The sequence below is a fragment of the Corallococcus terminator genome (assembly GCF_049194865.1).
Lineage (GTDB): Bacteria > Myxococcota > Myxococcia > Myxococcales > Myxococcaceae > Myxococcus > Myxococcus terminator_A.
This window is the reverse complement of the sequence record NZ_JBLZWL010000016.1, coordinates 152,331-176,890: the sequence shown is the minus strand read 5'-3', so window position 1 is coordinate 176,890 and position 24,560 is coordinate 152,331. Positions and strand designations below refer to the sequence as shown.

General features: G+C 69.1%; 17 protein-coding genes. 14 read left to right on the top strand and 3 right to left on the bottom strand.

Annotation, left to right across the window (positions count from 1 at the left end):
• The 5 genes from pilM (at nucleotide 1) to ACN469_RS08400 (ending at nucleotide 5,704) form a co-directional block, all read left to right on the top strand.
• Complete coding sequence (gene pilM / locus ACN469_RS08420) at nucleotides 1–1,605, top strand: pilus assembly protein PilM (protein ID WP_498765943.1); 1,605 nt, start codon at nucleotides 1–3, stop codon at nucleotides 1,603–1,605.
• A 2-nt stretch (nucleotides 1,606–1,607) separates the two neighbouring features.
• The gene (locus ACN469_RS08415; RefSeq protein WP_498765941.1) at nucleotides 1,608–2,162 is read left to right on the top strand and encodes a type II secretion system protein M; all 555 of its coding nucleotides are present in this window, start codon (nucleotides 1,608–1,610) and stop codon (nucleotides 2,160–2,162) included.
• 3 nt (nucleotides 2,163–2,165) lie between these two features.
• Nucleotides 2,166–3,140, top strand: a complete 975-nt coding sequence (gspN, locus tag ACN469_RS08410) for a type II secretion system protein GspN (RefSeq protein WP_498765939.1) — start codon at nucleotides 2,166–2,168, stop codon at nucleotides 3,138–3,140.
• A 93-nt stretch (nucleotides 3,141–3,233) separates the two neighbouring features.
• Nucleotides 3,234–4,871: a sigma 54-interacting transcriptional regulator gene (locus ACN469_RS08405; RefSeq protein ID WP_498765937.1), complete on the top strand. Its 1,638-nt coding sequence runs from the start codon at nucleotides 3,234–3,236 to the stop codon at nucleotides 4,869–4,871.
• Nucleotides 4,872–5,194: 323 nt separating this feature from the next.
• The gene (locus ACN469_RS08400) at nucleotides 5,195–5,704 is read left to right on the top strand and encodes an RNA polymerase sigma factor (protein WP_498766028.1); all 510 of its coding nucleotides are present in this window, start codon (nucleotides 5,195–5,197) and stop codon (nucleotides 5,702–5,704) included.
• A 53-nt stretch (nucleotides 5,705–5,757) separates the two neighbouring features.
• Here ACN469_RS08400 and ACN469_RS08395 read toward each other — a convergent pair whose 3' ends face one another.
• Nucleotides 5,758–6,417 carry a DUF8685 domain-containing protein gene (locus ACN469_RS08395; RefSeq protein ID WP_498765935.1) on the bottom strand — a complete coding sequence of 220 codons (660 nt, stop codon included), beginning with the start codon at nucleotides 6,415–6,417 and terminating at the stop codon, nucleotides 5,758–5,760.
• Nucleotides 6,417–8,594 (bottom strand): S46 family peptidase, encoded by a 2,178-nt coding sequence (locus ACN469_RS08390; protein ID WP_498765933.1) that lies wholly within the window; start codon nucleotides 8,592–8,594, stop codon nucleotides 6,417–6,419. Before ACN469_RS08390 ends, ACN469_RS08395 begins: the two co-directional genes overlap by 1 nt.
• Before the next feature lie 140 nt (nucleotides 8,595–8,734).
• On the opposite strand from ACN469_RS08390, the gene ACN469_RS08385 reads away from it, so the two are divergent.
• The 3 genes from ACN469_RS08385 (at nucleotide 8,735) to ACN469_RS08375 (ending at nucleotide 12,755) form a co-directional block, all read left to right on the top strand.
• Nucleotides 8,735–9,472, top strand: coding sequence for a M50 family metallopeptidase (locus ACN469_RS08385; protein WP_498765931.1), 738 nt, complete (start codon nucleotides 8,735–8,737; stop codon nucleotides 9,470–9,472).
• 96 nt (nucleotides 9,473–9,568) lie between these two features.
• A complete protein-coding gene (locus ACN469_RS08380; protein WP_498765929.1) occupies nucleotides 9,569–11,710 on the top strand; it encodes an InlB B-repeat-containing protein in 2,142 nt (713 codons plus the stop codon).
• A gap of 316 nt (nucleotides 11,711–12,026) precedes the next feature.
• Nucleotides 12,027–12,755, top strand: coding sequence for a hypothetical protein (locus ACN469_RS08375; RefSeq protein ID WP_498765927.1), 729 nt, complete (start codon nucleotides 12,027–12,029; stop codon nucleotides 12,753–12,755).
• 65 nt (nucleotides 12,756–12,820) lie between these two features.
• Here the strand turns inward: ACN469_RS08375 and ACN469_RS08370 are convergent, their stop codons facing one another.
• Entirely contained in the window at nucleotides 12,821–13,477 is a 657-nt protein-coding gene (locus ACN469_RS08370; RefSeq protein ID WP_498765925.1) for an MBL fold metallo-hydrolase, read from the bottom strand.
• 96 nt (nucleotides 13,478–13,573) lie between these two features.
• Here ACN469_RS08370 and ACN469_RS08365 point away from each other — a divergent pair, with 96 nt between their 5' ends.
• The 6 genes from ACN469_RS08365 to sppA all read left to right on the top strand — a co-directional run bounded on the left by ACN469_RS08365 (nucleotide 13,574) and on the right by sppA (nucleotide 24,465).
• Nucleotides 13,574–14,239, top strand: coding sequence for a hypothetical protein (locus ACN469_RS08365; protein WP_498765923.1), 666 nt, complete (start codon nucleotides 13,574–13,576; stop codon nucleotides 14,237–14,239).
• A 477-nt stretch (nucleotides 14,240–14,716) separates the two neighbouring features.
• Nucleotides 14,717–17,089 carry a DNA gyrase/topoisomerase IV subunit A gene (locus tag ACN469_RS08360; RefSeq protein WP_498765921.1) on the top strand — a complete coding sequence of 791 codons (2,373 nt, stop codon included), beginning with the start codon at nucleotides 14,717–14,719 and terminating at the stop codon, nucleotides 17,087–17,089.
• A gap of 12 nt (nucleotides 17,090–17,101) precedes the next feature.
• Entirely contained in the window at nucleotides 17,102–19,033 is a 1,932-nt protein-coding gene (locus ACN469_RS08355; RefSeq protein WP_498765919.1) for a DNA gyrase/topoisomerase IV subunit B, read from the top strand.
• A gap of 102 nt (nucleotides 19,034–19,135) precedes the next feature.
• Nucleotides 19,136–20,665, top strand: coding sequence for a PEGA domain-containing protein (locus tag ACN469_RS08350; RefSeq protein WP_498765917.1), 1,530 nt, complete (start codon nucleotides 19,136–19,138; stop codon nucleotides 20,663–20,665).
• A 56-nt stretch (nucleotides 20,666–20,721) separates the two neighbouring features.
• Nucleotides 20,722–21,933: a PEGA domain-containing protein gene (locus ACN469_RS08345; protein ID WP_498765915.1), complete on the top strand. Its 1,212-nt coding sequence runs from the start codon at nucleotides 20,722–20,724 to the stop codon at nucleotides 21,931–21,933.
• Between the two features lie 48 nt (nucleotides 21,934–21,981).
• Entirely contained in the window at nucleotides 21,982–24,465 is a 2,484-nt protein-coding gene (sppA, locus tag ACN469_RS08340; protein WP_498765913.1) for a signal peptide peptidase SppA, read from the top strand.
• The last annotated feature ends 95 nt before the right edge of the window (nucleotides 24,466–24,560 follow it).

The following is a 24,560-nucleotide window of genomic DNA, read 5'->3' as shown; positions in this document are numbered from 1 at the left end:
ATGGCCCGCATTCTTGGCCTCGACCTGGGCAGCCACTCCGTGAAGGGCGTGGTGCTGGAGGCGCGGACGAAAGGACACGCCACCCGGAGCTACGTGGAGGTACGCCGCGCCCAGGAGGGCGAGCGCACCGACACGCTGCGCGCCGCGGTGCAGGAGCTGATTGGCAAGCTGCCACCTGGTCACCCCGACCAGGTCGTGGTCGCCCTGCCCGGCCCCGCGCTCATCACCCACACGCTGGGCCTGCCGTTCTCCGACGGGAAGCGGATTGAAGCAACGCTCCCCTTCGAGATTGGCAGCCTGCTCCCGTTCGACATCTCCGACGTCGTCTACGACTACCAGATCGTCGGACAGAAGGAGACGGACGGGAAGGAGAAGGCCAGCGACCTCATCGTGGGCGTGGTGCGCCAGCAGGAGCTGAAGGGGCTGCTCGAGCTGCTGGGCGAGCTGAAGGTGGACCCGCGCATCGTCACGCACCCGGCGCTCGCCTACCAGAACATGCTCCAGCAGGCCGCCGGCCTCTTCGAGGGCACCGGCGAGGGCGGCGTGGTGGCGGTGGTGGACATGGGCCACGAGCGCACCTCGGTGGCCATCGGCCGGCCGGGCACGGGGGTGCAGTTCGCGCGCACCTTCGCGGGCGGCGGCAAGGACCTGAGCAAGGCGCTGGCGACGGAGTTCCAGACGTCGCTCGCCGAGGCGCACCACTGGAAGGAGCAGCACGGAGCGATGGCCAGCGCGGCGCAGGGGCCGGACGCGGAGCGCGCGGCGGCGGCCTTCGTGCGCGGGCTCCAGCCGGTGCTGCGCGAGCTGCGCCCCACCTTGAAGTCATACACGGCGCGCAGCCGTCAGCAGGTGGGCGCGATTGTGCTGTGCGGCGGCTCGGCGCGGATGCCGGGCCTGGCGGAGCAGCTCTCCCGGGACTTGAACCTGCCGGTGCGCGTGCTCGCGCTTCCCGCGGACACGTCGGAGGCGATTGCTCCCGCGGACCAGCCGTCCGCCGCGCAGGCGTACGCGCTGGCGCTGCGTGGCAACGCCACCGGTGCTCGCGCGCCGCGCTTCAACTACCGACGGGGCGAGCTCGCCTTCAAGGGTGACTTCGACTACGTGAAGGACAAGCTGGGCCTGCTGGCGTCCTTCGCGGCCACGCTGCTGTTGCTGCTCATCGCCTTCGGCGTGGTGCGCAACTCGGTGCTGTCGCGGCGCGAGGCGCAGGTGGACGCGGCGCTGTGCGAGACGACCCAGCGCATCCTCGGGAAGTGTGAGAAGGACTACAACCGCGCGCTGAACCTGCTCAAGGGCGTGGAGAGCCCGGCGGCGGCGCTGCCCCGGATGTCCGCGGTGAACCTGCTGGCGGAGGTGACGCAGAAGGTGCCCGCGGACCTGCCGGTGAAGTTCGACCGCATCCAGATCGACACGCAGCGCGTCGTCTTGCAGGGGGAGACGGACTCCTCGAAGCAGGTGGACACGCTGTCCAACGCGCTCAAGAACCACTCGTGCTTCAAGGAAGTGAAGCAGGGCAAGGTGGGGCGCACCCGCGACGGACAGAAGGTGACGTTCTCCCTGGACGTCCAGGTGGAGTGCCCCGGTGCGGAAGGAGGGGATAGCTAGTCATGGCCAAGCTTCAGGAAGTGCTCGCGCCGGTGCAGACGTGGTTCGAGCGGCTGAGTGACCGTGAGCGACGGATGGTGTCCATCGTCGGCGCGGCGGTGGTGGTGTTCGTGGTGTTCGTGGTGCTGATGACGTTCGCCAACAGCGCGTCCGGCTATCGCAAGCGCACGCAGGACAAGCTGGCGAAGCTGCAGGAGGTGCAGGCGCTGGCGGCCAGCTATCGCGAGGCTCAGGCGTCGCGGCAGGCGGTGGAGACGCAGCTGACGTCCAGCAACGTGCAGCTCATCACCTACATCGAGGACAAGGCCACGGCGGCCGGGCTCCAGGTGCCCAACATGACGCCCAAGGGCGACGTGGGCGTGGGCGACGGGAAGATCATGGAGAGCTCGGTGGAGCTGACGTTCTCCGACGTGGACCTGCGCAAGCTGACGGACTTCATGCGCACGGTGGAGAGCGGGCCGGGCGTGGTGAAGGTGAAGTACCTGCGCATCGAACCGAGGCCGAACGACACGCTGACGGCGTGGACCACCGTGGCCACCTACCGGATGAAGCCATAACCCATGTCCTCCGACACCAAGCCCGCCCGCTGGAAGGTCATCCTGGGCTACGGCGCGTTCGCGCTCGTGGCCTTCATCCTCTGCCTGCTGCTCACCTTCCCGTACGACACGGTGCGCACGCGCCTGGTCTCGGAAGCCGCGCAGGCGGGGTTCGCCGTGCGCATCGGCTCGCTGCGGCCGGGGCTGGCCGGCGTCACGGCCACCAACGTGCAAGTGAGCAAGCCGCCCCAGGCGCTGAGCGCGGAGACGCTGGCGACGCTCGTGAGCGGCGAGGGCCCCCTCCCGGGCGAAGCGGAGCTGGGCGTGGCGATGCTCATCGACAGCGTGGCGGTGCGCCCCACCCTCTTCCCTCCCGGGCTGGCCATTCACGCCAACGCGTTGGGCGGAACGGTGGCGGGCTCCATGGGCTGGCTGGGCGACATGAAGGTCCGCGCTGAGCTGGACGGGCTCAAGGTCAGCGGTGGCAACCTGCCTGCCTTCCTCGGGATGGACCTGGACGGCGAGCTGAACGGCGTGCTGGCGCTGACGCTGCCCAAGGGCAAGAGCCCGGAGCCGGACCTGTCCCAGGCGACCGGTGAGCTGACGCTCGACTCGCAGGGGCTCATCATCAAGAGTGGCAAGGCGTCCATCCCGATGGGCGGAGGCAACTCGATGCCCATGGAGCTGCCACAGGTGGCGCTGGGGGCGCTGGTGGGCCGCATCAACTTCGCCAAGGGCCTGGGCACGGTCCAGGAGCTGCGGCTGAAGGGCGATGACGTGGAGGCGCTGGCCACCGGCACGCTGAAGCTGGGCAAGCGGCTGGAGTACAGCGAGCCCGCCATGGACGTGAATCTCCGGTTGGACCCGGAGGCGCAGAAGCGCCTGGGCCTGCTGGCGGCGGGCATCACCATCTTCCCCCCGGACAAGAAGGACCCGAGCTTCCGGGCGGCCAGGCTCGGCGGCTTCCTCAACCGGCCCACCTTCCTGCCCCGTCGGTAGGCTGCCGCCCCGGTGAAGTGCCCGACCCGACGCGTGGGGTTGAAGTCAGCGTGTCGGGACGTGTAAAGCGCGGGCGCACAGGAGGTTCGCGGGATGCCGGAGCTGGTGTTTTTTCGTCGTGGCGAGGAGGTGTTGAGGGTGGGCGTGGACCGGGCACGGTTGGTGCTCGGGCGCGGCGAGCAGAGCGACGTCGCCATTCCAGACCCGGAGGTGAGCCGCCAGCAGGTGGCGCTGCTGTGGGACGGGACGCGGTGCCGCGTTCAGGACCTCTCCGGCAAGGGCACCCTGGTGGGCGGCACGTCCGTCACCGAGGCCGAGCTGCCCGACGGCGCGGACCTGGTGCTCGGCCAATGGCGCGCGGTGTTCCGCCTGAGCGGCGGCGGTGAAGGCGCGGATGTCTCCACCGAGGTGGGCCACACCACCTCGATTCAGAAGGACGTGCAGGCGCCGCGCTGGCAGCCCGCGCAGGTGCGCGTGAAGCAGGGCCTGAACGAGTCGGTGCACCGGCTCACCGGGGACAGCTTCACGGCGGGCAAGGACGCGGGCTGCGACCTGGTCCTCCAGGACCGGTTCGCCTCCAGCAAGCACCTGAAGGTGACCCGGCGGGAGGGCACGTTCCACGTCGTGGACCTGCGCTCCACCAACGGCACGTGGCTGGGGCCCGTGCGGTTGTTCGAGGCGGAAGTCACGCTGCCCACCACGCTGAGGGTGGGTGAGACGGAGCTGGTGCTGGAGGTGGCGGCGACGGGGTCCAAGAAGGAAGTGGCCTCGTTCCACGGCATCATCGGCAACGACACGGCGGTGAGGGGGCTGGCGGACCTCATCGAGCGCGTGGCGCCTTCCACGGCGGCAGTGACCATCCTGGGAGAGTCCGGCACGGGCAAGGAGCTGGTGGCGCGCGCCCTCCACCAGTGCTCGCAGCGGGCGAACAAGCCGCTGGTGCCGGTGAACTGCGCGGCCATCTCCAAGGAGCTCATCGAGAGCGAGCTGTTCGGCCACGAGAAGGGCTCGTTCACGGGCGCGGCGAACGCGCGCAAGGGCGCCTTCGAGGAGGCGGACGGCGGAACCCTCTTCCTGGACGAGATTGGCGAGCTGCCGCTGGACTTGCAGGCCAAGCTGCTGCGCGCGCTGGAGAGCGGAGAAATCAAGCGCGTGGGTGCCAGCCGGCCCATGCACGTCGACGTGCGGGTGGTGGCCGCGACGAACCTGGACCTGCTGGCGGCAGCGCGCGCGGGCAAGTTCCGAGAGGACCTGTACTACCGCCTCTGCGTGATTCCGCTGCACCTGCCGCCGCTGCGCAGCCGCAAGGGTGACCTGCCCGCGCTGGCCGAGCACTTCGTGAAGGTGTACGCGCCGCGAGGCCAGACGGTGAGCTTCTCGGCGGCGGCGGTGGAGCGCCTGCGGGGACACATGTGGCCGGGCAACATCCGCGAGCTGCGCAACGTGGTGCACCGCGCGCTGCTGTTCCGCAAGGGCCCCGTCATCGACGCGGCGGATTTGACGTTCGACCAGGAGATGAACAAGGAGACCGGCATCTCGGTGCCGGAGCTGCCGCCTGGGATGACGTTGGAGCAGATGCTGGAGAAGCTGGAGCGGCAGATCGTCGAGGCCGCGCTGCGCCGGTACAACAACAACCGCGAGCGCGTGGCTCGCGAGCTGGGCGTGGCCCGCTCCACCCTGTTCAAGCGCCTGAAGGACTGGGGCCTGACGAAGCAGGACGAGCAGGAGTAGCTCCCGCGACAGCCCCGCCCTTCAGCGTCAGGAAGGGCGGGTGCGCCGGGCCGCCACGGATTCACGCCCAGCGAAGTACGCCAGGTCGGCCTCATCCGAGTCGGGCGGCGCTCGACTCGGGCCGGGCCGAGGCGCGCGCCGGGACACCGTGAGCCTACCCACCTTCATACCCTCGGGTACGAGCCGAAGCGCGGCTTCGGGCTCGCGTCCGTACCTTCAAGACCCACGGTGAAAAATCCCGCCGTCGCGGGCCGATAGACCCTTTTCGGGGCCGGTTCGTTCCAGGAAGTGTCCCCGCTGGGGTGCTCAGGAGCCCACCCGTGATGCTCGCCGCCGCCATCGACCTTCCGCCACTCACCCAGCTCTACAACGAGCACCGTGCCCGCGCCCTCGCCATCGCCCGCCGCATCGTCGGCGACGCGGACGATGCGGAGGACGTGGTGCAGGACGTCTTCGCCCGACTCGCCTGGAAGTCTCCTGGCTACGGCGGACGCGCTGCCTGGACCACGTGGCTCCACCGCGTCATGGTCAACAGCAGCATCAACTGGCTGCGCGCACGCAAGCGCCGCGAGCGCTTGAGTCTCGAGCCCTCCGAGCCCCTCACGCCCGAAGTCCAGGCCGTGGGCGCGGAGCTGAAGCGGCACTTCACCGATGCCATGCAGGAGATCAACGAGCAGCAGCGCCAGGTCCTCCACCTGCGCGAGGTGCGCGGCCTCAGCTACCCCGAAATCGCCCGCATGCTGCGCATCCCCGAAGGCACCGTGAAGAGCACGCTGCACCGCGCCCGGCAGCGCACCTTCGGACTCATGGAAGAGCGCGGCCACCACCCCTGAGGCACACGGCGCCGCTCCAGCGCGAGTCGCTGGAGCTCCTCGCGAGCCTCCAGCTACTCGTCACCCTTCGCGCCGACGAACTGGTCACCCTTGTCCTTGAAGAGGACGTTGAAGTTGGTGAGCGAGCCGTAGACGCGGGTGATGTAGCTCTGCATCTCCACCTTCTCCGCGTCGGACAGCTTCGGGTGCGCGTTGAGCTTCTGCTCGAGCACACGGAGCCTGTCGCGCACCATGACGACCTTGTGGAACAGGCTGTCGATGGGCAGGTCCTTGGCCTGCAGCTCCGGGTTGGCCGGAACCAGGCGCACCGTGCCGCCCTCCCACTTGCCCGCGAGCGGAGGCGAGTCGGTCAGGCCGGACGCCTCCCGGAAGATGTCCATCAGCTCTTCACGCGTCATGCTCAGCCCTTCCAGGTCGACGACTTCGTTGGGGTCCACCCGGCGGCGAATCACCACCGGGGCCACGCCGCGCGCGGTGCGCTCTCGCGCGGAAGAATGCGCCGCCGGGGCCACGGCCGTGCCTCGGGGCGCGTACTTGTCACAGATGGGGGCGGACGGCGGGAACATGCCCCGCGAGGACTGGAGCCGACACGGCCCCACCCAGCCCCGGCGCTCTTCCACCGAGTGCGGGCTCCACAGCTTGCAGTTGCCGCACACCTGCTCTTCCGGCCGGAAGGTGGGCAGGGGCGGAGCGGCGTCCGCCGGGTCTGTCATCAGCGCGTCTCCCCCGCCACCGGCGGGCCCTTGCGCACGCCCAGCTCCCTCAAGAGCGTGTCCGCGTTCTCCACCTGGTCCAACATCCACAAGACATACCGCACGTCCACGTTGACGTTGCGGGCGACGTCCGGGTTGTAGCCGAAGTCGTTGGCCACATTCTCCCAGACGCGGTCGAAGTTGACGCCCACCAGCTGCCCCTTGCCGTTCACCGTGGGACTGCCGGAGTTGCCGCCCGTCGTGTCCGCGTCCGCCAGGAAGTTCACCGGCACGTCCTTCAGCTTCTTGTCCGCCCACGCGCCATACCGCTTGGACTCGGCGACCTTCGACACGCGCTCGGGCACGTCGAAGGGCTCCTCACCCGTGTGCTTGGCCAGCATGCCCGCGAGCGTCGTCTGCGGCGTGTACACCGCGCCGTCGCGCGGCGAATAGCCCTGCACCTTGGCGAACGTCACCCGCAGCGTCCCGTTCGCATCCGGCGCCACGGGCTTGCCCGCATGCGCCAGCACCGCCTTGCGCCAGTCCGGACGCAGCCGCAGCGACATGCCCTGTCGGCGGTCTCCCACGTCATCCAGCGCCTCCAGCTCCCGCGCCAGGTCCAGGCCGAACGCCAGCATCGGGTCCTTGCGCGCCTCCAGCTGCGCCACCGTCTCGGTCGCCATCTTCATGCGCTCGGCCAGCGTCAGCACCTGGGTGACGGCGTAGAGCGAGTCCACCTTCGCCGCGATGTCCTTCTCCACGAACACCTTGCCGAAGTGCTTGTCCACGGCGGCGATGCGCTCGTCCGCGCCCAGCGCCTGCGCGCGCTTCACGTAGGCCATGAGCAGCCGCTTCTCCGCCGGGACGAACACGTTCTTCTGCTCGCGCTCCAGGCGGTCCTTGATGCGCGCCTGCTCGCGCTCCATGTACTCCGGACGGCGCTCCAGGTCCGGCTTCGCGCGCTCCGTCGCCAGCCGCGACAGCGTCACCGCCAGCGCGGGGCCCCGGGCCAGCCGAGGCGTCGCCCCGAGCAGGAACTCGCGCTCGAACACCTTCGTGTTGGCCTTCTGCTCGGCCAGCAGCGCGTCGCGGGCCGTCAGGGCGCTCGCCCACTTCGCGCCATTCTTGCCGGCCCAGGCCGCGACGTCCGCTTCGGACTGGTGCTGCTTCTCCACGAGCTTGCCGCGCTTGAGCCCCGCGAGCTGCCCGCCAGAGTTCTTGTACACGTTGTGCAGGCTCTTGACGGTGGACGCGACGGCGATCTTCCCGGCCGGGTCCTTGTCGCCTTCCTCCTCCAGGATGCGGATGGCCTCGCCGAACACGTCGCGCATGCGCGGGTAGAGCCGCGACTGGCGCTCCGCCATCTCCTCCGCGAGCAGGGCGCGGTAGGTGCGGCCCGGGTAGCCGAGCACCATCACGAAGTCGCCCGGCTTCACGCCCTCGGTGGCCAGCGGGAAGAAGAACTCCGCCTTGAAGGGCACGTTCTTCTCGCTGTACGGCGCGGAGGAGCCGTCCGGCGCGCTGTACGCGCGTAGGATGGCGAAGTCACCGGTGTGGCGTGGCCACATCCAGTTGTCCTCTTCACCGCCGTACTCGCCCACCGCGCGCGGCGGCGCGTAGACGAGCCGCACGTCCACCAGCTCCACCGCGTCCACCAGCGTGTAGTTGACGCCGCCGTCGAACGTGGACACCTGGCAGCGCGTGGCGGGGCGCTTCTCGCACTCGGCCACCAGCTCCTTCTGCTTGCGCTCGATGGCCTTGTAGCGGACCAGGTCGTCCGCGCCCTGAGGCACCGAGGCGAGCACCTGCGCCGTCACGTCCGTGAAGCTGCGAGGCACCTGCACCCGCGCGCCCTTGCCGGGCAGCTCTTCCTTGCGCTCCGAGGCCAGGAAGCCCTGGGTGATGAGGTCGCGCTGAGGCGAGCTGTGCTCCTGGATGACGCCGAAGGCACAGTGGTGGTTGGTGATGACCAGGCCCGTGGAGGAGATGAACGCGCCGGTGCATCCGCCCACGTTCACCGCGCCCGCGAGCAGGCCGGTGCCCCGCTTGGGGTCCCAGAGCTTCTTGGGAGAGACCTGGAGCCCCTGGGCGCGAAGCCACGCCGGGTCCAGGTCCAGCACCTGCTGGGGGGTCCACTTCCCTTCCCCGGCCAGAGCCGGGGCAGCCACGAGCGATAGCAGGAGGAGCGCTTTCTTCATGGAGAACTCCCTACCCCGTCCGGCGCCCGCACGCGACTCCCACGGTGTGTCCGACGCCGCGCGGCAAGCCAGGAGTTTCCCGGGAAGAGGGACCGAGCTTAAGTGTTGGGGTGTCTGATGGAGGGGAGGCCCTGAAAACGATGAGGACCGCCAGCGGAGCAAAGCTCGACTTCGGCCGCCTGGCCCTCCTGCTCGTCATGCTGGGGGTGGGCTGGTTCTTCTGGGACTCGCCCGTCCTGTGGCCCCTCAAGGTGCTGGTGGTGATGATGCACGAGAGCGGGCACGCGCTCGCCACCCTGCTGCTGGGTGGGTCCGTGGACCGCATCCACCTCATGGCCGACCAGGGGGGCCTGTGTATGTCCCGCCTCCCGCCGGGCGTGCTGCGTCAGGTCGTCCTGTACTCGGGGGGCTACCTGGGGAGCGCGGTGGCCGGCGCGGGGCTGCTCATCGCCACCTTCCGGTTCCAGCTCCGCCGGGGCGTCCTGGTGGCCGCCTCCGCCTGGCTCGTCATCATGGGCCTGTTGTACGCGGGCGACATGTTCACCCTGGCCTTCTGCGTGGGCACCGCGGCGGTGATGGGCGCGTGCGCGAAGTGGCTGCCGGATGGCGCGGTGGACCTCCTGAACCTCTTCATCGCCGCCTTCACCGCGCTGTACGCGGTGTTCGACCTCCGCGATGACCTCTGGAACAGCGCGGTGCGCGCGCAGAGCGACGCGGCGCTGCTCGCCGACGTCACCTACGTGCCCTCCGTGGTGTGGGCCGCCCTGTGGACGCTGATGGCCGTGGGCCTTCTGGCCGTCTCCGCCTGGTGGTCCCTCCACGCCCGCCCGAAGGGCCTCCAGATGCCCCCCGTGGGCACCCGCGCCCGACGGGCCTGAGTCAACTGAACACTCCGAAACAAACGCAATTTTGAGACAATTGCAGAACGCCTACTAGAGTGGGTCGGGTCGCACTCCCCGCTCGAGAGGTGTTCCATGAGAAGCGTCGTACTCAGCGTCGTCGTGGCGGTCCTGGCGGCGTGTGGTCCCGCCCTCGAAGAGACGTCCCTCCAGGAACTCGACGTTCAGCGCTCCGCGGTCAACGTCACCGTGGAGGACCAGATTGTCACCCGCCTGCCGAGCGCCTCGGGAGCGACCCTCGGTTACTCCGAGTACCTGCCACCGGGCTACCTGACGTCCACGCAGAGCTACCCGGCCATCATCCACCTCAATGGCATGGGGGAGCTGGGTCAGGCGACGACGGAGGCTCAGCTGTACGAAATCACCACGCGGCACGGCGCGCTCGCCAACATCCGCACCAGCGCCACGTGGAAGACGTACTTCGGCACGAAGCAGGTGATGGTCTTCACGCCGCAGAGCCTGGACAACTACTCGCCCACGGAGCTTCGTCCCTTCGTGCAGTTCATCGTCGCCAACTACCGGGTGGACCCCACGCGTGTGTACCTGACGGGCCTGAGCATGGGCGGCTGGGGGACGTGGCGGTACGCGAACCTGTACGGCACGGAGCTCGCGGCCATTGCCCCGTTCGCCACCAACATCGGCGCGCCGGGCCCCACCATCACCGCCCTCAAGGACGTGCCCATCTGGGCGTCGAGCAGCTACAACGAAGTCCTCGCGCAGCAGTCCTGGCTGACCGGCTTCACCAAGAACTACGACGTGTCGCAGATGGTCAGCGTCACCAACAGCACGCAGAAGCTGACGTACCTGTTCGACAAGACGACCAAGCTGTGGACGTCGCAGACAGGCGCGGTGGCCACTGGGACGGCCGTGGCCCGGCTCATCGTGATTCCCGGCTCGGCGCACACCGGCTGGTCGGAGTCCTACAGCACGCAGGCGTTCTGGGACTGGATGCTGGCGCAGCAGCGCGGCACGACACCGCCCACGCAGTACACGCTCACCGTCAACAGCGGCTCGGGTGACGGCCAGTACGCCAGCGGCACGCAGGTCACCATCACCGCCGATGCGCCCGCATCCGGCTACGTGTTCGACCAGTGGACTGGCGCCACGGTGGCCAGCACCACGTCCGCCACCACGACATTGACGATGCCCGCGGCGGCCACCACTGTCACCGCCACCTACCGAGTGTCCTCGCCCACGCAGTACACGCTCACCGTCAACAGCGGCTCGGGCGACGGCCAGTACGCGAGCGGCACCCAGGTCACCATCACCGCGGATGCCCCCGCCTCCGGCTACGTGTTCGACCAATGGACCGGCGCCACGGTGGCCAGCACCACGTCCGCCACGACGACCTTGACGATGCCCGCGGCGGCCACCACCGTCACCGCCACCTACCGCGCGTCCACGCCCGGCCTGCCCATCACCACCGAGAACCAGCTTGTCGGCCGGCTCACCAGCGCCACCGGCGCGCCGTACGCCTACGCGGAGTACCTGCCCCCGGGCTACCTGACGTCGCCAACGACGACCTATCCGCTGGTGCTCCAGCTCCACGACTCCGGGGAGACGGGCACCACGAGCACCGAGGCGCAGCTCGTGGAAGTGGTCTCGCGCTACGGCCCGCTCAAGCTCATCCGCGACAACGCCACGTGGAAGACGTACTTCGGCACGAAGCAGGCCATGGTCTTCGCGCCGCGCGCCGCCTCGAACTGGGATGTCACGCAGCTCAACACCCTGGTCGACTTCCTCGTCGCCAACTACCGCGTGGACCCGTCGCGCATCTACGTCACGGGCCGAGTCCTGGGCGGCTCCGGTGCGTGGAACTATGGCTACAGCCACGGCAACCGCATCGCCGCGCTCGCGCCGGTGGGCGCGAACCTGGGCGCGCCCGGCCCCGCGCTCAACCAACTGGTCAACGTCCCCGTGTGGATGGTGGACGCCTGGGTGACGGCCGAGGCGTGGACGGCCCAGCACTCCTGGCTGCGTGGCCTGACGAAGGCGTACGGGTGGGACCAGTACCTGACCTTCTCCGCGCCCCCCGCGACGCTCACGTACGTGTTCAACCCCGCCAACGACACCTGGTCCACCCAGGCAGGGGCCTACGCCGCGGGGACCTCTCCCCTGCGCTTCACCGTGCACCCCCAGGGCACCACCGACATCGGCACGCCCACCTACGAGAACGTCGCCTTCTGGGACTGGATGTTCGCCCAGCAGCGCCTGTAACCAGTCTCCAGGCCGTCGCCGCGGCAATGCAAGACAGGCTGGATTCTTCCATCCGCGCCTGAATTGACCCCGCGAGCGACGGCCCTCCCCTTCCAAGGCGACGGTCATCGTCCGTGGCGACTGTCGCCCGCCACCAGGGGCCAAGGGGTTGCGAGGGATTGCCGCACCGCGCTCACCCGGGTCCGACTGAACGTGGGTCACGACGAATCCGCTAAACAGAATTTCACGGATTTGTCAGATTCAAAACAGACGGACTATAAGTGCGGGCGCCGTAGCCGTTTCCAACTACGGGCAATCCCACACCCCAGGAGCAGACATGAAGCTCAAGACAGTGATTGGATCGCTGGCGCTGGCGACGCTGCTGACCGGTGGCACGGCCCTGGCCCAGAACATCGAGCCGGTGCCCACGCACGAGACGGGCGAGATTCCCAGCAAGGATGGAGAGATGGTGCGCGTCCCGTTGAGCAAGGTGCTCAAGGACGCGCCGCGTGAGGACATCGAGCAGGCGCCGGTGGAGGGCTTCCTCCCCGAGCTCCCCATCCTGGTCGACGGTGTGAAGTACACCGCGAAGCAGATCCAGGAGAAGGACATCCACCTGTCGCACTACGTGCTGGACTCGCGCTCCGCCGAGCTGGCGGTGGTGCAGGGCTTCCGCACCACGGCGGACGTGACGAAGTACTTCAACCAGACGGGCCAGTTTCCCTCCGAGCAGCAGCCCTCGATCGCGGAGCTGGGGCCCTGCAACCCCTGGTCGGTCTTCTTCGAGCACTCCTGGTACGGCGGCTCCAACTTCTCCGTCTACCCGGGCTGGGGCTACAACACGCTGGGCTGGTGGAATGACCGCATCTCCTCCATGTGGAGCACCCAGTGCGGCCGCTGGACGGTGATGACCGAGCACAGCTACTTCGGCGGTCATCAGCTCTGGGTCGGGCGCGCGTGGGCCATCGGCAACATGGGCAGCTACGGCTGGTACACGGGCTTCTGGCCGTTCCGCCGCTGGCACTCGTGGAACGACCGCGTCTCGTCGGTCGCCGTCTACTGGTAGTCGTGGTGTGACGTGAGTGGGCCGGAGGCACTCTTCGCCTCCGGTCCCGCGTCACGACGTGCGCATCACTTCCGGGGGCGCATCCGGAAGGCGACGAACGAGGCCACGTCGGGGAAGGCGAAGTACGGGTTCTTCTGTCGCACGTCGCCCAGGGACGCCACCGGCACGTCCGCGTAGTCGTGGCCCGGGCACAGCCGCGTCGAGTCGGGGACCTTGAGCAGCACCTGTGACAGCGAGCGGTACATCGCCTCCGGGTCTCCGCCGCTCATGTCGCACCGGCCGCAGCCGTTGATGAACAGCGTGTCTCCGGACACGAGCGCGTCACCGGCCAGGAGGCAGTGCGAGCCCGGCGTGTGTCCCGGCGTGTGCAACGCCTGGAACACCTCGGAGCCCACGGGCACCGCGTCACCAGGGCCCAGCGGGCGCAGCGCGTCCTTCAGCTCGCGCAGCTCCGCGGAGAACTCCACCTCCGCGCGCTGCGCATAGACGGGCACGTCATGCCGCGAGAGCAGGTCCGGCAATCCGTTGATGTGGTCGAAGTGGCAGTGCGAGACGAACGCCCCCGCCACCCGCTTGCCGTCCTCCGCCACCGCGCGCTCAATCGCATCCACGTCCCACGCCGGGTCCACCACCACGACGTCGGGCGAGTCCGCCGCGCCCACCAGGTAGACGAAGTTGTCCATGGGCCCCAACTTGAGCTGGCGGACATAGGGAATTCGCATCTCTCACACCTCCCGGGAAGACTCTATCGCTTGAGGCTTGCCGCCACGGCCTCTTCCCTCTTGAATGGGCCTCTTTTCCTCGGAGGTCCACACCCCGTGAAGCGCTCTTTGCCGTTGTTCGTCTGCACCCTTCTCGCCGGCTCGAGCGTCGTCGCCAAGGAGCGGTCCACCTTCAAGTACACGGCGCCCGCGGACGGTGAGCGGCCGGTCATCGTCGACGCCGTCGTCGCGCCCCAGGGCAGCGACTTCGCCATGCGGCTGCGCTTCGACAAGGAGCCGTGGGGCGAGGAGTGCAAGAGCCGCTGCTCCAACGCCACCTTGCTGATCGACACGGACTCCAGCAAGCAGACGGGCCTGCGGCTCGCGCAGGGAGCCCCGGGCAACGGCGCGGACCTGGCCGTCATCATCCAGGGCGTGCGCGACTACGCGTCCGAGGGTGGAAGTGCCCGGACGTGGCTTCGCGTGAAGGTCCGGCTGCTCGGCAGCGAGGCGAGCACCGTGGATGACGGCGAGCTGCTGGCGGAGCTGAGCCACAAGCACGACACGGACCGCATCCAGTCCGACGGCAAGACGGTCTACCTGCTGATCGACACCACCCACGCCTCGATTCCATCCGCGCGCAAGGCGCGGGTCGTCTATCAGCCTCCCGGCGGCAAGCCCATCCAGGCCACCGTGTCCGGCATGATTGGCGGCGGCGGCGGCAAGGGCGTGCGCATCTTCAAGGACGGCAACTGGGGCAAGGCGCCCAAGGCGACGCCCTGAGCGGACGGTAGCCCGCCGCATCATCAGCACGCGGTTCCGTGAGCTGTGTGGCTCGTGCCCTTCGCGCGAGTCCACGCCCACCGCGCCCTGCTGAACGATGACGAGGAGTCTTCGGCACGCCGCGTCGGAGCCCGGGCAAGGGAGCAAGCCTCCCCTGCCCCACCTGTCCGGTGTCTTCCAGGCGCCAACCGGGCGTCCTCTCCTACCCGCACCCACCGTCCCGCCCCCAGGTGAGTCCAGAGGGCCCTGGCCCTCGGAATTCCGAGGGGTTACAGGGATGTTTCACCTTGGCACCGAACTGGACGCCCATTCAGGTAGGATGCGCCCGAGGATGTGCAACCCCCCGAATTCGTTCCAATTGTCAGGGGGCCATGGTAGTCCCGCCGCTTCGTTACAGCTTCCAGATTCCATGGCGCGGAGTGCGCGAGTCACGCACCGCGTTCGGGTACGAGACGTTCTCACCTGGGTTTGAAGAGCATGCGCGCAGAAGCCGAAAAGAAGACGCCGAAGAAGCACGGAGGCGCGGGTGGCGGGGGTGGAGCCTCGGGCTCCGCGGGTGGTGGTGACGGATATATCCCCGCCTCGCTCGCTGACGAGGCGCGTCGCCGGTACATCAACTACGCCCTGTCGGTCATCACCTCGCGCGCCCTGCCGGACGTGCGCGACGGCCTCAAGCCCGTGCAGCGCCGCATCCTGTACGGCATGTGGAACGACCTGAACCTGTCGTTCGACACCAAGTACCAGAAGTGCGCACAGGTGGTCGGCGCCATCATGGGTCGCTACCACCCGCACGGCGACGCCTCCATCTACGACGCGCTCGTGCGCATGGCGCAGGACTTCTCCCTGCGCTACCCGCTCGTGGACGGCCACGGCAACTTCGGCTCGCTCGACGGCGACTCCGCCGCGGCCTACCGCTACACCGAGTGCCGCCTGGAGAAGCTCGCCACCGAGATGCTCGGTGAGCTGGAGCGCAAGACGGTCGACTTCCGGCCCACCTACGACGGCACGCGCAACGAGCCCATCGTCATCCCCTCGCGGGTGCCGCAGCTCTTGATGAACGGCACCACGGGCATCGCCGTGGGCATGGCCACCAACATCCCGCCCCACCACCTGGGCGAGCTGGTGGACGCGCTGGTGGCGCTCATCGAGACCCCCACGCTGCTCACCAAGGACCTGCTCAAGTGGGTCAAGGGTCCGGATTTCCCCACCGGCGGGCAGATCCTCAACGACAAGAAGGAGCTGCGGGAGATCTACGAGACGGGCCAGGGCAGCGTCCGCATCCGCGGCGAGTGGGACACCGAGGAGCTCAAGCGCGGCGGCACGCAGATCATCGTCACGTCCATCCCCTACACGGTGAACAAGTCCACCCTGGTCGCGAAGATTGGCGACCTGGTGCGCGAGCGGAAGCTGCCGCTCATCGTCGACGTGCGTGACGAGTCCACCAAGGACGTGCGCATCGTCCTGGAGCTGAAGAAGGACGCCAACGCCGAGCTGGTGATGGCGTACCTCTACAAGCACACGCCGCTGCAGACGACTTTCGGCGTGAACCTCACGTGCTTGATTCCCAGCGACGACAACCCCGAGATCGGCACGCCGCGCCGGCTGGACCTCAAGAGCATCCTCCAGTACTTCCTCGACTTCCGCTTCGGCATCGTCACCCGGCGCTACCAGCACGAGCTGGGCGAGCTGCAGAAGCGCGTCCACCTGCTCGAGGGCTTCGAGAAGGCCTACGACGCGCTGGATGAGATCATCCGCATCATCCGCCAGTCCGAGGGCAAGCAGGACGCCGCCCAGAAGTTGATGGTGCGCTTCAAGCTGGATGAGCTCCAGGTGGACGCCATCCTGGAGATGAAGCTCTACAAGCTCGCCCGCCTGGAGATTCTGGTCGTCCAGAAGGAGCTCAAGGAGAAGCGCGCGGAGATCAAGCGCATCGAGGGCGTGCTCAAGGACAAGAAGAAGGTCTGGAGCACCGTCAAGGACGAGCTCGGCGAGATCAAGGGGCTCTACAACGACAAGCGCCGCACCAAGATTGGTGGCGCGGGCTCCGAGGAAGTGGAGTTCAACGCCGACGCGTTCATCGCGGACGAGGATGCCCATGTGGTCATCACCCGCGACGGCTGGGTCAAGCGAGTGCGCGAGGTGAAGGACCCGTCCTCCACGCGTCTGCGCGAGGGCGACGCCGTCATGGCCGTGCTCGCGGGCAGCTTGAAGGCGAACCTCGTCGTGTTCAGCAACTTCGGCACCGCCTACGTCACCCGCTTCAACGACATCCCCGCCTCCACCGGCTACGGCGACCCGATCCAGAAGCTGTTCAAGTTCGACGACGGCGAGCGAGTGGTCGGCGCCCTGTCGCTCGACACCCGGCTGACGCGCCCGGCGAAGCTCCTGGGCGTGACGAAGCAGGGCATGGGCATGCGCTTCCTCCTGGAGCCTCACCTGGAGGTCTCCACGCGCGCGGGCCGTCGCTACGCCAAGACGGGCGAGGGCGATGAGATCATCGGCGTGCAGGCGGTGGGCGACAAGGACCTGCTCGCGGTGCTCACCAAGAAGACCAACGCCCTGGTGTGCAAGGCGGCGGAGATCAACGAACTCGCCGGCCCCGGCAAGGGCGTCACCGTCATCAAGGTGGATGAGGGCGACCAGGTGGTGGACTTCCTCGTCACCGCGCCCAACCACAAGGACGCGAAGCTGGATTTCGAGACGCAGAAGGGCCGCAAGCTGCAGCTCGCCCCCGCGAAGTACGGGGTGACGGGCCGCGGCGGCAAGGGCCACGAGATGTCCAAGCGCGACGCGGTGGAGGACGTGGCCAAGCCCGTCATCTTCATCCCGTTGCCCGAGAAGAAGGACTAGCCAGAGGACGCCATGGCGACGAAGAAGGAAAGCTACACAGGCGCCGACATCCAGGTCCTCGAGGGCCTGGAGCCGGTGCGCAAGCGCCCGGCCATGTACATCGGCGGGACGGACGGCACGGGGTATCACCACCTGTTGTGGGAGATCCTCGACAACTCGGTGGACGAGGTCATCAACAGCCACGCCACCACCGTCGAAGTGACGCTCCACAAGGATGGCCGCAGCATCACCGTGGTGGACAACGGGCGAGGCATCCCCGTGGACATCATGCCCAAGCTCAAGAAGTCCGCCTTGGAGGTCATCCTCACGACGCTGCACTCGGGCGGCAAGTTCGAGCAGGGCAACTACACCCACTCGGGCGGTCTGCACGGCGTGGGCAGCTCCGTGGTGAACGCGCTCTCCCGCAAGCTGACGGTGGAGATCAAACGCGACGGCAAGCGCCACATCCAGACGTACGCGCGCGGCAAGCCCACCAGCCCCCTGAAGGCGGACGGGGGCGCGCGCGGCACGGGCACGTCCATCACGTTCGAGCCGGACCCGGAGATCTTCGGCGAGAAGCTGAAGTTCGACGCGGAGCTGGTGCGCGAGCGGCTGGAGGCCAAGAGCTACCTGCACAAGGGGATGACGGTCGTCTGGAAGGACGAGACGGCCAGCCCCGCCGCGTCGGTGACGTACAAACACGACGGCGGCATCGCCGAGTACCTCACCAAGGTGGTGGCGGAGCGGCAGAAGCCGCTGGTCCCGGTGGGCAGCAGCACGTTCTACCACTCGCGCGACAACGGGGTGCGGCTGGAGGTGGCGATGGGCTGGACGGAGGCCACCGACGAGCACATCCGCTCGTACGTCAACGGCGTCCCCACGCCCATGGGCGGCACGCACGAGGCGGGCCTCAAGGGCGCCGTCGTCAAGGCGGTGCGCAACTACATCGAGACGCACGACCTGACGCCCAAGGGCGTGACGCTCACCGCGGAGGACATCCGCGAGGGCATCACCGCGATTCTGTCCGTGTACGTGGTGGAGCCCCAGTTCCAGGGACAGACGAAGTCGCGCCTCAACAACCCCGAGGTGGCGGCGCAGGTGGACGGCGTGCTGCGCCCGGCGCTGGAGAAGTGGCTCAACGACAACAAGAGCATCGGCGAGGCCGTCGTCGCCCGCATCATCCTGGCGGCCCGGGCTCGCGAGGCCAGCCGCGCCGCGTCCCAGGCCGTCAGCCGCAAGACGGCCGTCAGCCACCGGCTCAACCTGCCGGGCAAGCTGGCGGACTGCTCGTCCACGGACCCGAACCTGAGCGAGCTGTTCCTCGTCGAAGGTGACTCGGCAGGTGGCTCCGCCAAGCAGGGCCGGGACAGGCGCACCCAGGCCATCCTCCCCTTGCGGGGCAAGGTGCTCAACGCGGAGCAGGCGTCCACCGACAAGGTGGCGGGCAACAAGGAGCTCCAGGACATCGTCAGCGCGCTGGGCTGCGGCATCGGCGCGGACTTCGACATCTCCAAGCTGCGCTACGGCCGCGTCTTCCTGCTGATGGACGCCGACAGCGACGGCCACCACATCGCCACGCTGCTGCTCACCTTCTTCTACCGGCACCTGCGCCCGCTCATCGAGAGCGGCGCCATCCACATCGCCCAGCCCCCGCTGTTCCGCGTGGACATCGGCAAGGAGACGTACTGGGCGCTGGACGAGGCGGACCGGGACAGAATCATCCGCGAGAAGGTCAAGGGCAACGCCAAGCCCAACATCATGCGCTTCAAGGGCCTCGGTGAGATGACCGCCGACGAGCTCAAGGAGACGACGTTGGACCAGAAAAACCGGATGAGCCTGCGAGTCACCATCGACAACCCCATCGAGACGGACCGCGTCATCAATGACTTGATGGGCAAGGACGTGAGCGCCCGCTTCAAGTTCATCATGGAGCGAGCGGGCGAGGTCGAAGCGCTGGACGTCTAGCCATCGGTCATCCTGCCGAGGGTCCCTCCCGCCCCGGACTGCCCCCGGGGCGGAGGCGGGGGACCGTGACGGGGCTCCCTTGGCTCGGCTAGATTGCCCGGCGTGAATACGTTCCGCCGAATCGCCCTGCTCCTCACCCTGCTGCTTGCCTTCCTTCCCGCCCACGCCCAGACGACGCGCAAGAAGTCCGCGCGCAAGAAGGCCGTGCCCACCAAGTCGGTGAAGAAGAAGAAGCCAGTCCGCGACGTGAAGAAGGCGCCCGTCGTCGAGGACACGGACACCGCGGACACGGGTGATGTGGCCTCCCCGGAGCCCATGGTCTTCGGAGATCCAGACGCCGCGTCGCCCGACTCCGACAAGCCCGCCGCGAAGCCCGAGCCCGCCACGGCGACCAAGCCCGTGACCGCTCCTCCTCCTCCGAGCGCCGGTGAGCCGGAGAAGCCCTCCACGAGGCCGTCGCTGGCGTCCACGCCCGCCGTATCCACGGGCACCGTGGCGTTGTTCTCCGTCCCCCGCGCGTCGGCCGCTTCCGCGGCGGCGCAGAAGCTGGAGACGGAGCTGACGCGCCACCTGCAGCGCGGCGGTGACGTGCAGTTCGTGGACCTGGGCGCGGCCTTCCCGGCCCCGGAGCCGATGCCGCTGACCAAGGCCGACGGCCTGTTCGAGGAGGGCCGGGCCGCCTACGACAACCTGGACCCCGAGGTCGCCGAGACGAAGTTCCGCGCCGCCGCGGAGGCGTATGAGAAGTCCCCGGGCGAGCTGCGGCCGGAGCGACTGGGTGAGACGTTCCTGTTCCTCGGCGCGGCCCGGATGCTCAACGGCGACACGGCGGGTGCGAAGGAGTCCTTCGTGCGCTCCGTGGTGGCCGAGCCCACCACCCTCCCGGACAAGGCGCTCTTCGGTCAGGACGTGCAGAAGGCCTTCAACGAGGCGCGCGCCGAGGTGAGCGCGCGGCCTTTCGGCACCCTCGTCGTCGACTCCCAGCCCGCGGGCGCCCAGGTGCGGGTGCGCGGTCAGGAGCTCGGCGTCACTCCGCTCAAGGGCGCGTCCGTCCCCACGGGCCACCACGCCATCATCGTGTCGCTGCCGGGCTACACGTCGTTCGCCCAATACACGGAGGTGAAGGCCACCGGGAGCGCCGAGGTGAAGGCGACGCTGGAGCCCGGGCCGGGCCTGTCCGCCATCCGCGAGGCCTCCGTGCGCGCCGGCTCGAAGGAGGCCTTCGACAGCGAGACGCTTCCCGCCGAGACGGGCGCCATCGCCGAGCGCCTGGACGCTCGCTACCTGGTGCTGGCCGCGGTGTCCCAGGACAAGAAGGGCCGTCTCCAGGCGGAGCTGCAAGTCTGGGACGTGCGCACCCAGGCGCGGCTGCGCGGCGTGGAGATCGACCTGTCGGGCAAGGACCGCAAGAAGGGCCCGGAGGCGGCGGCCCAGCAGGTCCGCGACTTCATCAACGGCGCCATGTCGCCCCGCGTCGCGGAGAGCAACGGCACGGGCATGTCCCTGCTGAAGCGGCCCTGGTTCTGGGCCGTTGTCGGCGGCGCGGCGGCGGTGACCGCGGGCGCCGTCTTCGTGGCGACCCAGGACAAGGGCCGGCCCTTCAATCCCATCACTGGAGGAACAGGCTTCTGAGCCACGGGTTGAATGACAGACCGCCCGCTCGCGTCGCTCGTTTCAGAGGTTACCCCATGAGAGCCCTCGTCCTCGCCCTGCTTCCCTCGCTCGCCCTGGCGGCGTCCCCCGCCCCGGCTCGGCGCGTCACCAGCCTCCTCGTCCCCATGGACCCCGCATCCGAGGCCACCGCCGTCCAGATGGAGGGCTACATGAACGAGGCCCTGGGGAACTTCTCCGGCTTCGCCGTGCGCAAGCCCGAGGAGCTCTTCGGCATGCCCGGAGACCCCGCCGCCCAGTCCGCGCTCGAGCGCGCCCGCAAGGGCTACTCGGAGAGCGCCGCCGCCTTCGACAAGAAGGAGTACGACGACGCGGAGGCCAAGGTGCGCGCCACCCTCAAGGAGCTCAGTGGCGCGCCAGCGTCCATGCGCGGCTGCTCGCCCCTGTGCGAGTCGCTGGCGCTGTACGCCGCCCTGCTGCACCTGCGCGGCGACGTGGAGGAGGCGAAGCTCGTCCTCATCGACCTCATCGCCGTCTCGCCCACCTTCGAGTTGAACCCCAAGCGCTTCAGCCGGGAGTTCATCGCCCTGCGCGTGCAGGTGGCCACCGGCCGCACGTCCCAGCTTCGTGGCAGCGCCACGGTGAAGTCGCGGCCCGCGGGCGCGCGCGTCTACGTGGATGGCGAGCTGGCCGGCTACACGCCGGTGACGATTCCAGCGCTGGCGGTGGGCAAGCACCTGTTGCGCATCGAACGTCCGGGCTTCCGTCAGTACGGCCAGCTCATGGAGGTGACGCCGGATGACGTGACGGTGAGCCAGGAGCTGGTGCCCACGGCCTCGTACAAGGCCTACGACGCGCAGCTGGACCGGGTGGCCAGCGAGGTGTCGCGCGGCATCGCCCAGGCCAACGGCGTGGCGGGGCTGGGCAAGTCCCTGGGCCTGGAGCGCGCCATGATGGGCACCGTGAAGGCCTCCGGCGAGGGCAACGAGCTCATCCTCGGCTACTACGACTTGCGCAACGGCAAGAAGCTGGGAGGCCGCCGCGTGGTGCTCCAGGGCGACGAGTTCGGTCAGCTCAAGGCGGAGATGGAGCGCATGGTGAATCAGCTGGTGAACACCAGCGATGGCGGCGCCGAGAAGGTGGTGCGCAGCTCGGATCCGCTCGACAACCGGGGCGGCACCGAGGACTGGGGCGCCGAGGACCGAGGCGGACGCACCCGGACCGAGGAGAAGAAGAAGAAGAAAGTGGATGACCCGCTCGACGGGGTGTCCGGAACCGAGGACTGGTGACACGCGGCGCTTGTCCCCGGGCGGGCGCGGCCTAGAGTCCAGGCGCGTATGCGCCTGCTCGCCCTCCTGCCGCTGCTCTCGTCGCTCGCGCTCGCTCAAACGAGCACCATCGTCCAGGCCCCCGTCCCCACGCGGGGGATGACGCTGCCCCCCACCGGCGCGGCGCTGGTGGACGAGGCCACTTCCCTCTCGCTCAACCCGGCGGGGCTGGGCTTCGTCAACGCCGGGCAGCTCTTCTACCTGCACGAGCGCAACCTGGAGCGCGACAGCGTCGCGGACGGCGTCTTCCTCGGCGCGAAGCTGGGCGGCCTGGGCCTGGGCGGCGCCATGGAGTGGATTCGCGGGCGCCACGAGCCGGACTACCGCCGCACGTCGCTGGGCCTGTCACTGGGCTCGCCCACGTTGCGGCTCGGTGGCTCCTGGCACAGCTTCAGCTCCGGCGAGGACAACGACATCGACGCGCTGGACACGTTCGACGTGGGCCTCACCGCCCGCCCCGTGCGCGCCCTGTCCCTGGCGGCGGTGGTGAAGGACCTCAACGCGCCCACGGAAGGCGCCCTCGAAATCAAGCGCAGCTACGACTTCGGCCTGGGCCTGCGCCCGTTCGGCGAGCGCTTCACGCTGGGCGTGGACTGGCTCTTCTCGGAGGGAGCGTTCCGACAGGGCCAGGCCACGTACACCCTCCAGGCGGAGGTGATTCCGGGCGTGAGGCTGGGCGGCGGCGTGTCGCACGGCTTCGTCAGCGGGGTGCCGCTGGCGCTCCAGCTGGCGGCGACGGTGGACACCGGCCACGTCGGCGTCACGTACGCGGCGGGCGGCGGCGAGGACGGCACGGACCATGTGATTGGAGTGCGCCTGTCCTCGGAGAACTACCGCTCGCTGCGCCCGCCCGGGGGCGTGGTGACGATGCTGGACTTGAACGACGTGCTGTCCGGAGGCGGTAGTCCGCTGCTGTCACTCCTCGGCGTGAGCGAGGCGGACCCGTTCCTGCGGCTGTCACGCTGGCTGGACCTGGCCGCGAAGGACGAGCGGCTGTCGGGCGTGGTGCTGAAGATGGAGGGCCTGCCCGGAGTGGACTGGGGCAAGGCGGAGGAGCTGCGGCAGGCGGTGCTGCGGCTGCGCGCCTCCGGCAAGCGGGTGATGGCAGTGCTCTTGTCGGTGGATGACCTGGGCTACTTCGTGGCGACGGGGGCCGAGCGCATCTACGCGGTGCCGGAGTCGTTCCTGCACATCAACGGCCTGGCGGCGCACCTGCAGACGTTCGGCGGGACGATGGACAAGCTCGGGGTGAAGTGGGACGTGGCGCGCGTGGGCAAGTACAAGACGGCGCCCGAGCAGCTCACGCTCAGCGAGCCGAGCGACGCCTCGCGCGAGGCGGTGGGCGCGTACCTGGACAACGAGGTGAGCTGGTACGAGCGCGCGGTGACGGAGTCGCGCAAGGTGCCGGTGGAGAAGCTGCGCGAGCTGTGGGCCGCGGGCCTGCCCACGCCGAAGCGGGCGCTGGAGCTGGGCTTCCTGGACGGCATCATCCACCCCGCGGAGCTGGACGGGAAGGTGCGGGAGCTGGTGCCCCGGGGCCGCTTCAGCGCGGCGTACGCGCCCCGTGACGAGCGCGAGGGCCGCTGGGGCCAGCGCCGCCGCATCGCCGTGGTGCCGGTGCTGGGAACCATCGCCGGGGGCACGAGCCGCGAGGACCCGCTGGGCTTCAGCCGCATCGCCGGCGCGGAGACGGTGATACGCGCGCTGGAGTCGGCGAAGTCGGACCCGTCCGTCGTCGCCATCGTCCTGCGCGTGGACTCGGGCGGCGGCGAGGTGCTGGCCTCGTACCTCATGTATCAGGCGGTGCTGGACGCGGCGAAGGAGAAGCCCGTCATCGCCTCCATGGGCGACGCGGCGGCGTCCGGCGGCTACTACGCGGCCATGGGCGCCACGGAGATGCTGGCGCTGCCCACGACGATTACCGGCAGCATCGGCGTCTTCTACATCAAGCCCGCGCTGCAAGGCCTCTTGGGCGACAAGCTGGGCATCAGCCAGGAGACGCTGAGCCGCTCGCCCATGGCGGACGTCTTCGGCACCTGGGAGCCGTGGACGCCGGAGCAGCAGACCGCGGTGCAGCAGTGGGTGGACGCGTCCTACGACATGTTCATCACCGAGGTGGCCAAGGCGCGCAAGAAGGACAAGGCGGACATCGATGCCATCGCCCGAGGCCGGGTGTGGAGCGGCACCGACGCGCTCGCCCGGGGTCTGGTGGACCGGCTGGGCGGCCTGCATGACGCGGTGGAGTCGGCTCGCAAACACGCGGGCGTCCCCGCGTCCGAGGAGCTGGACCTGGTGCTGATGGGCGAGGCGCGCGGCTTCTTCTCCGGCCTGGGCGGGGAGCCGGGCGTGCGAGCGGCGCTCGCCCTGCTCCCGGTGCCCTCGGAGCCCTTCCCGGCCGCGCTGAGCCAGCTCGCGCGCGAGGCCGGGGTGAACCTGGAGCTCCTGCGCCCGGGGATGAAGGCGATGATGCCCTTCACCCTCACCGTTCGCTGACGACGCCCTGGCGGGAGGGAGGTCCGCCCGCCAACACCCCCGAGAAAAAACGGGAGCGCGCCGGGCGTCCTCTGTTAGTGTTCCTCATGCACGCT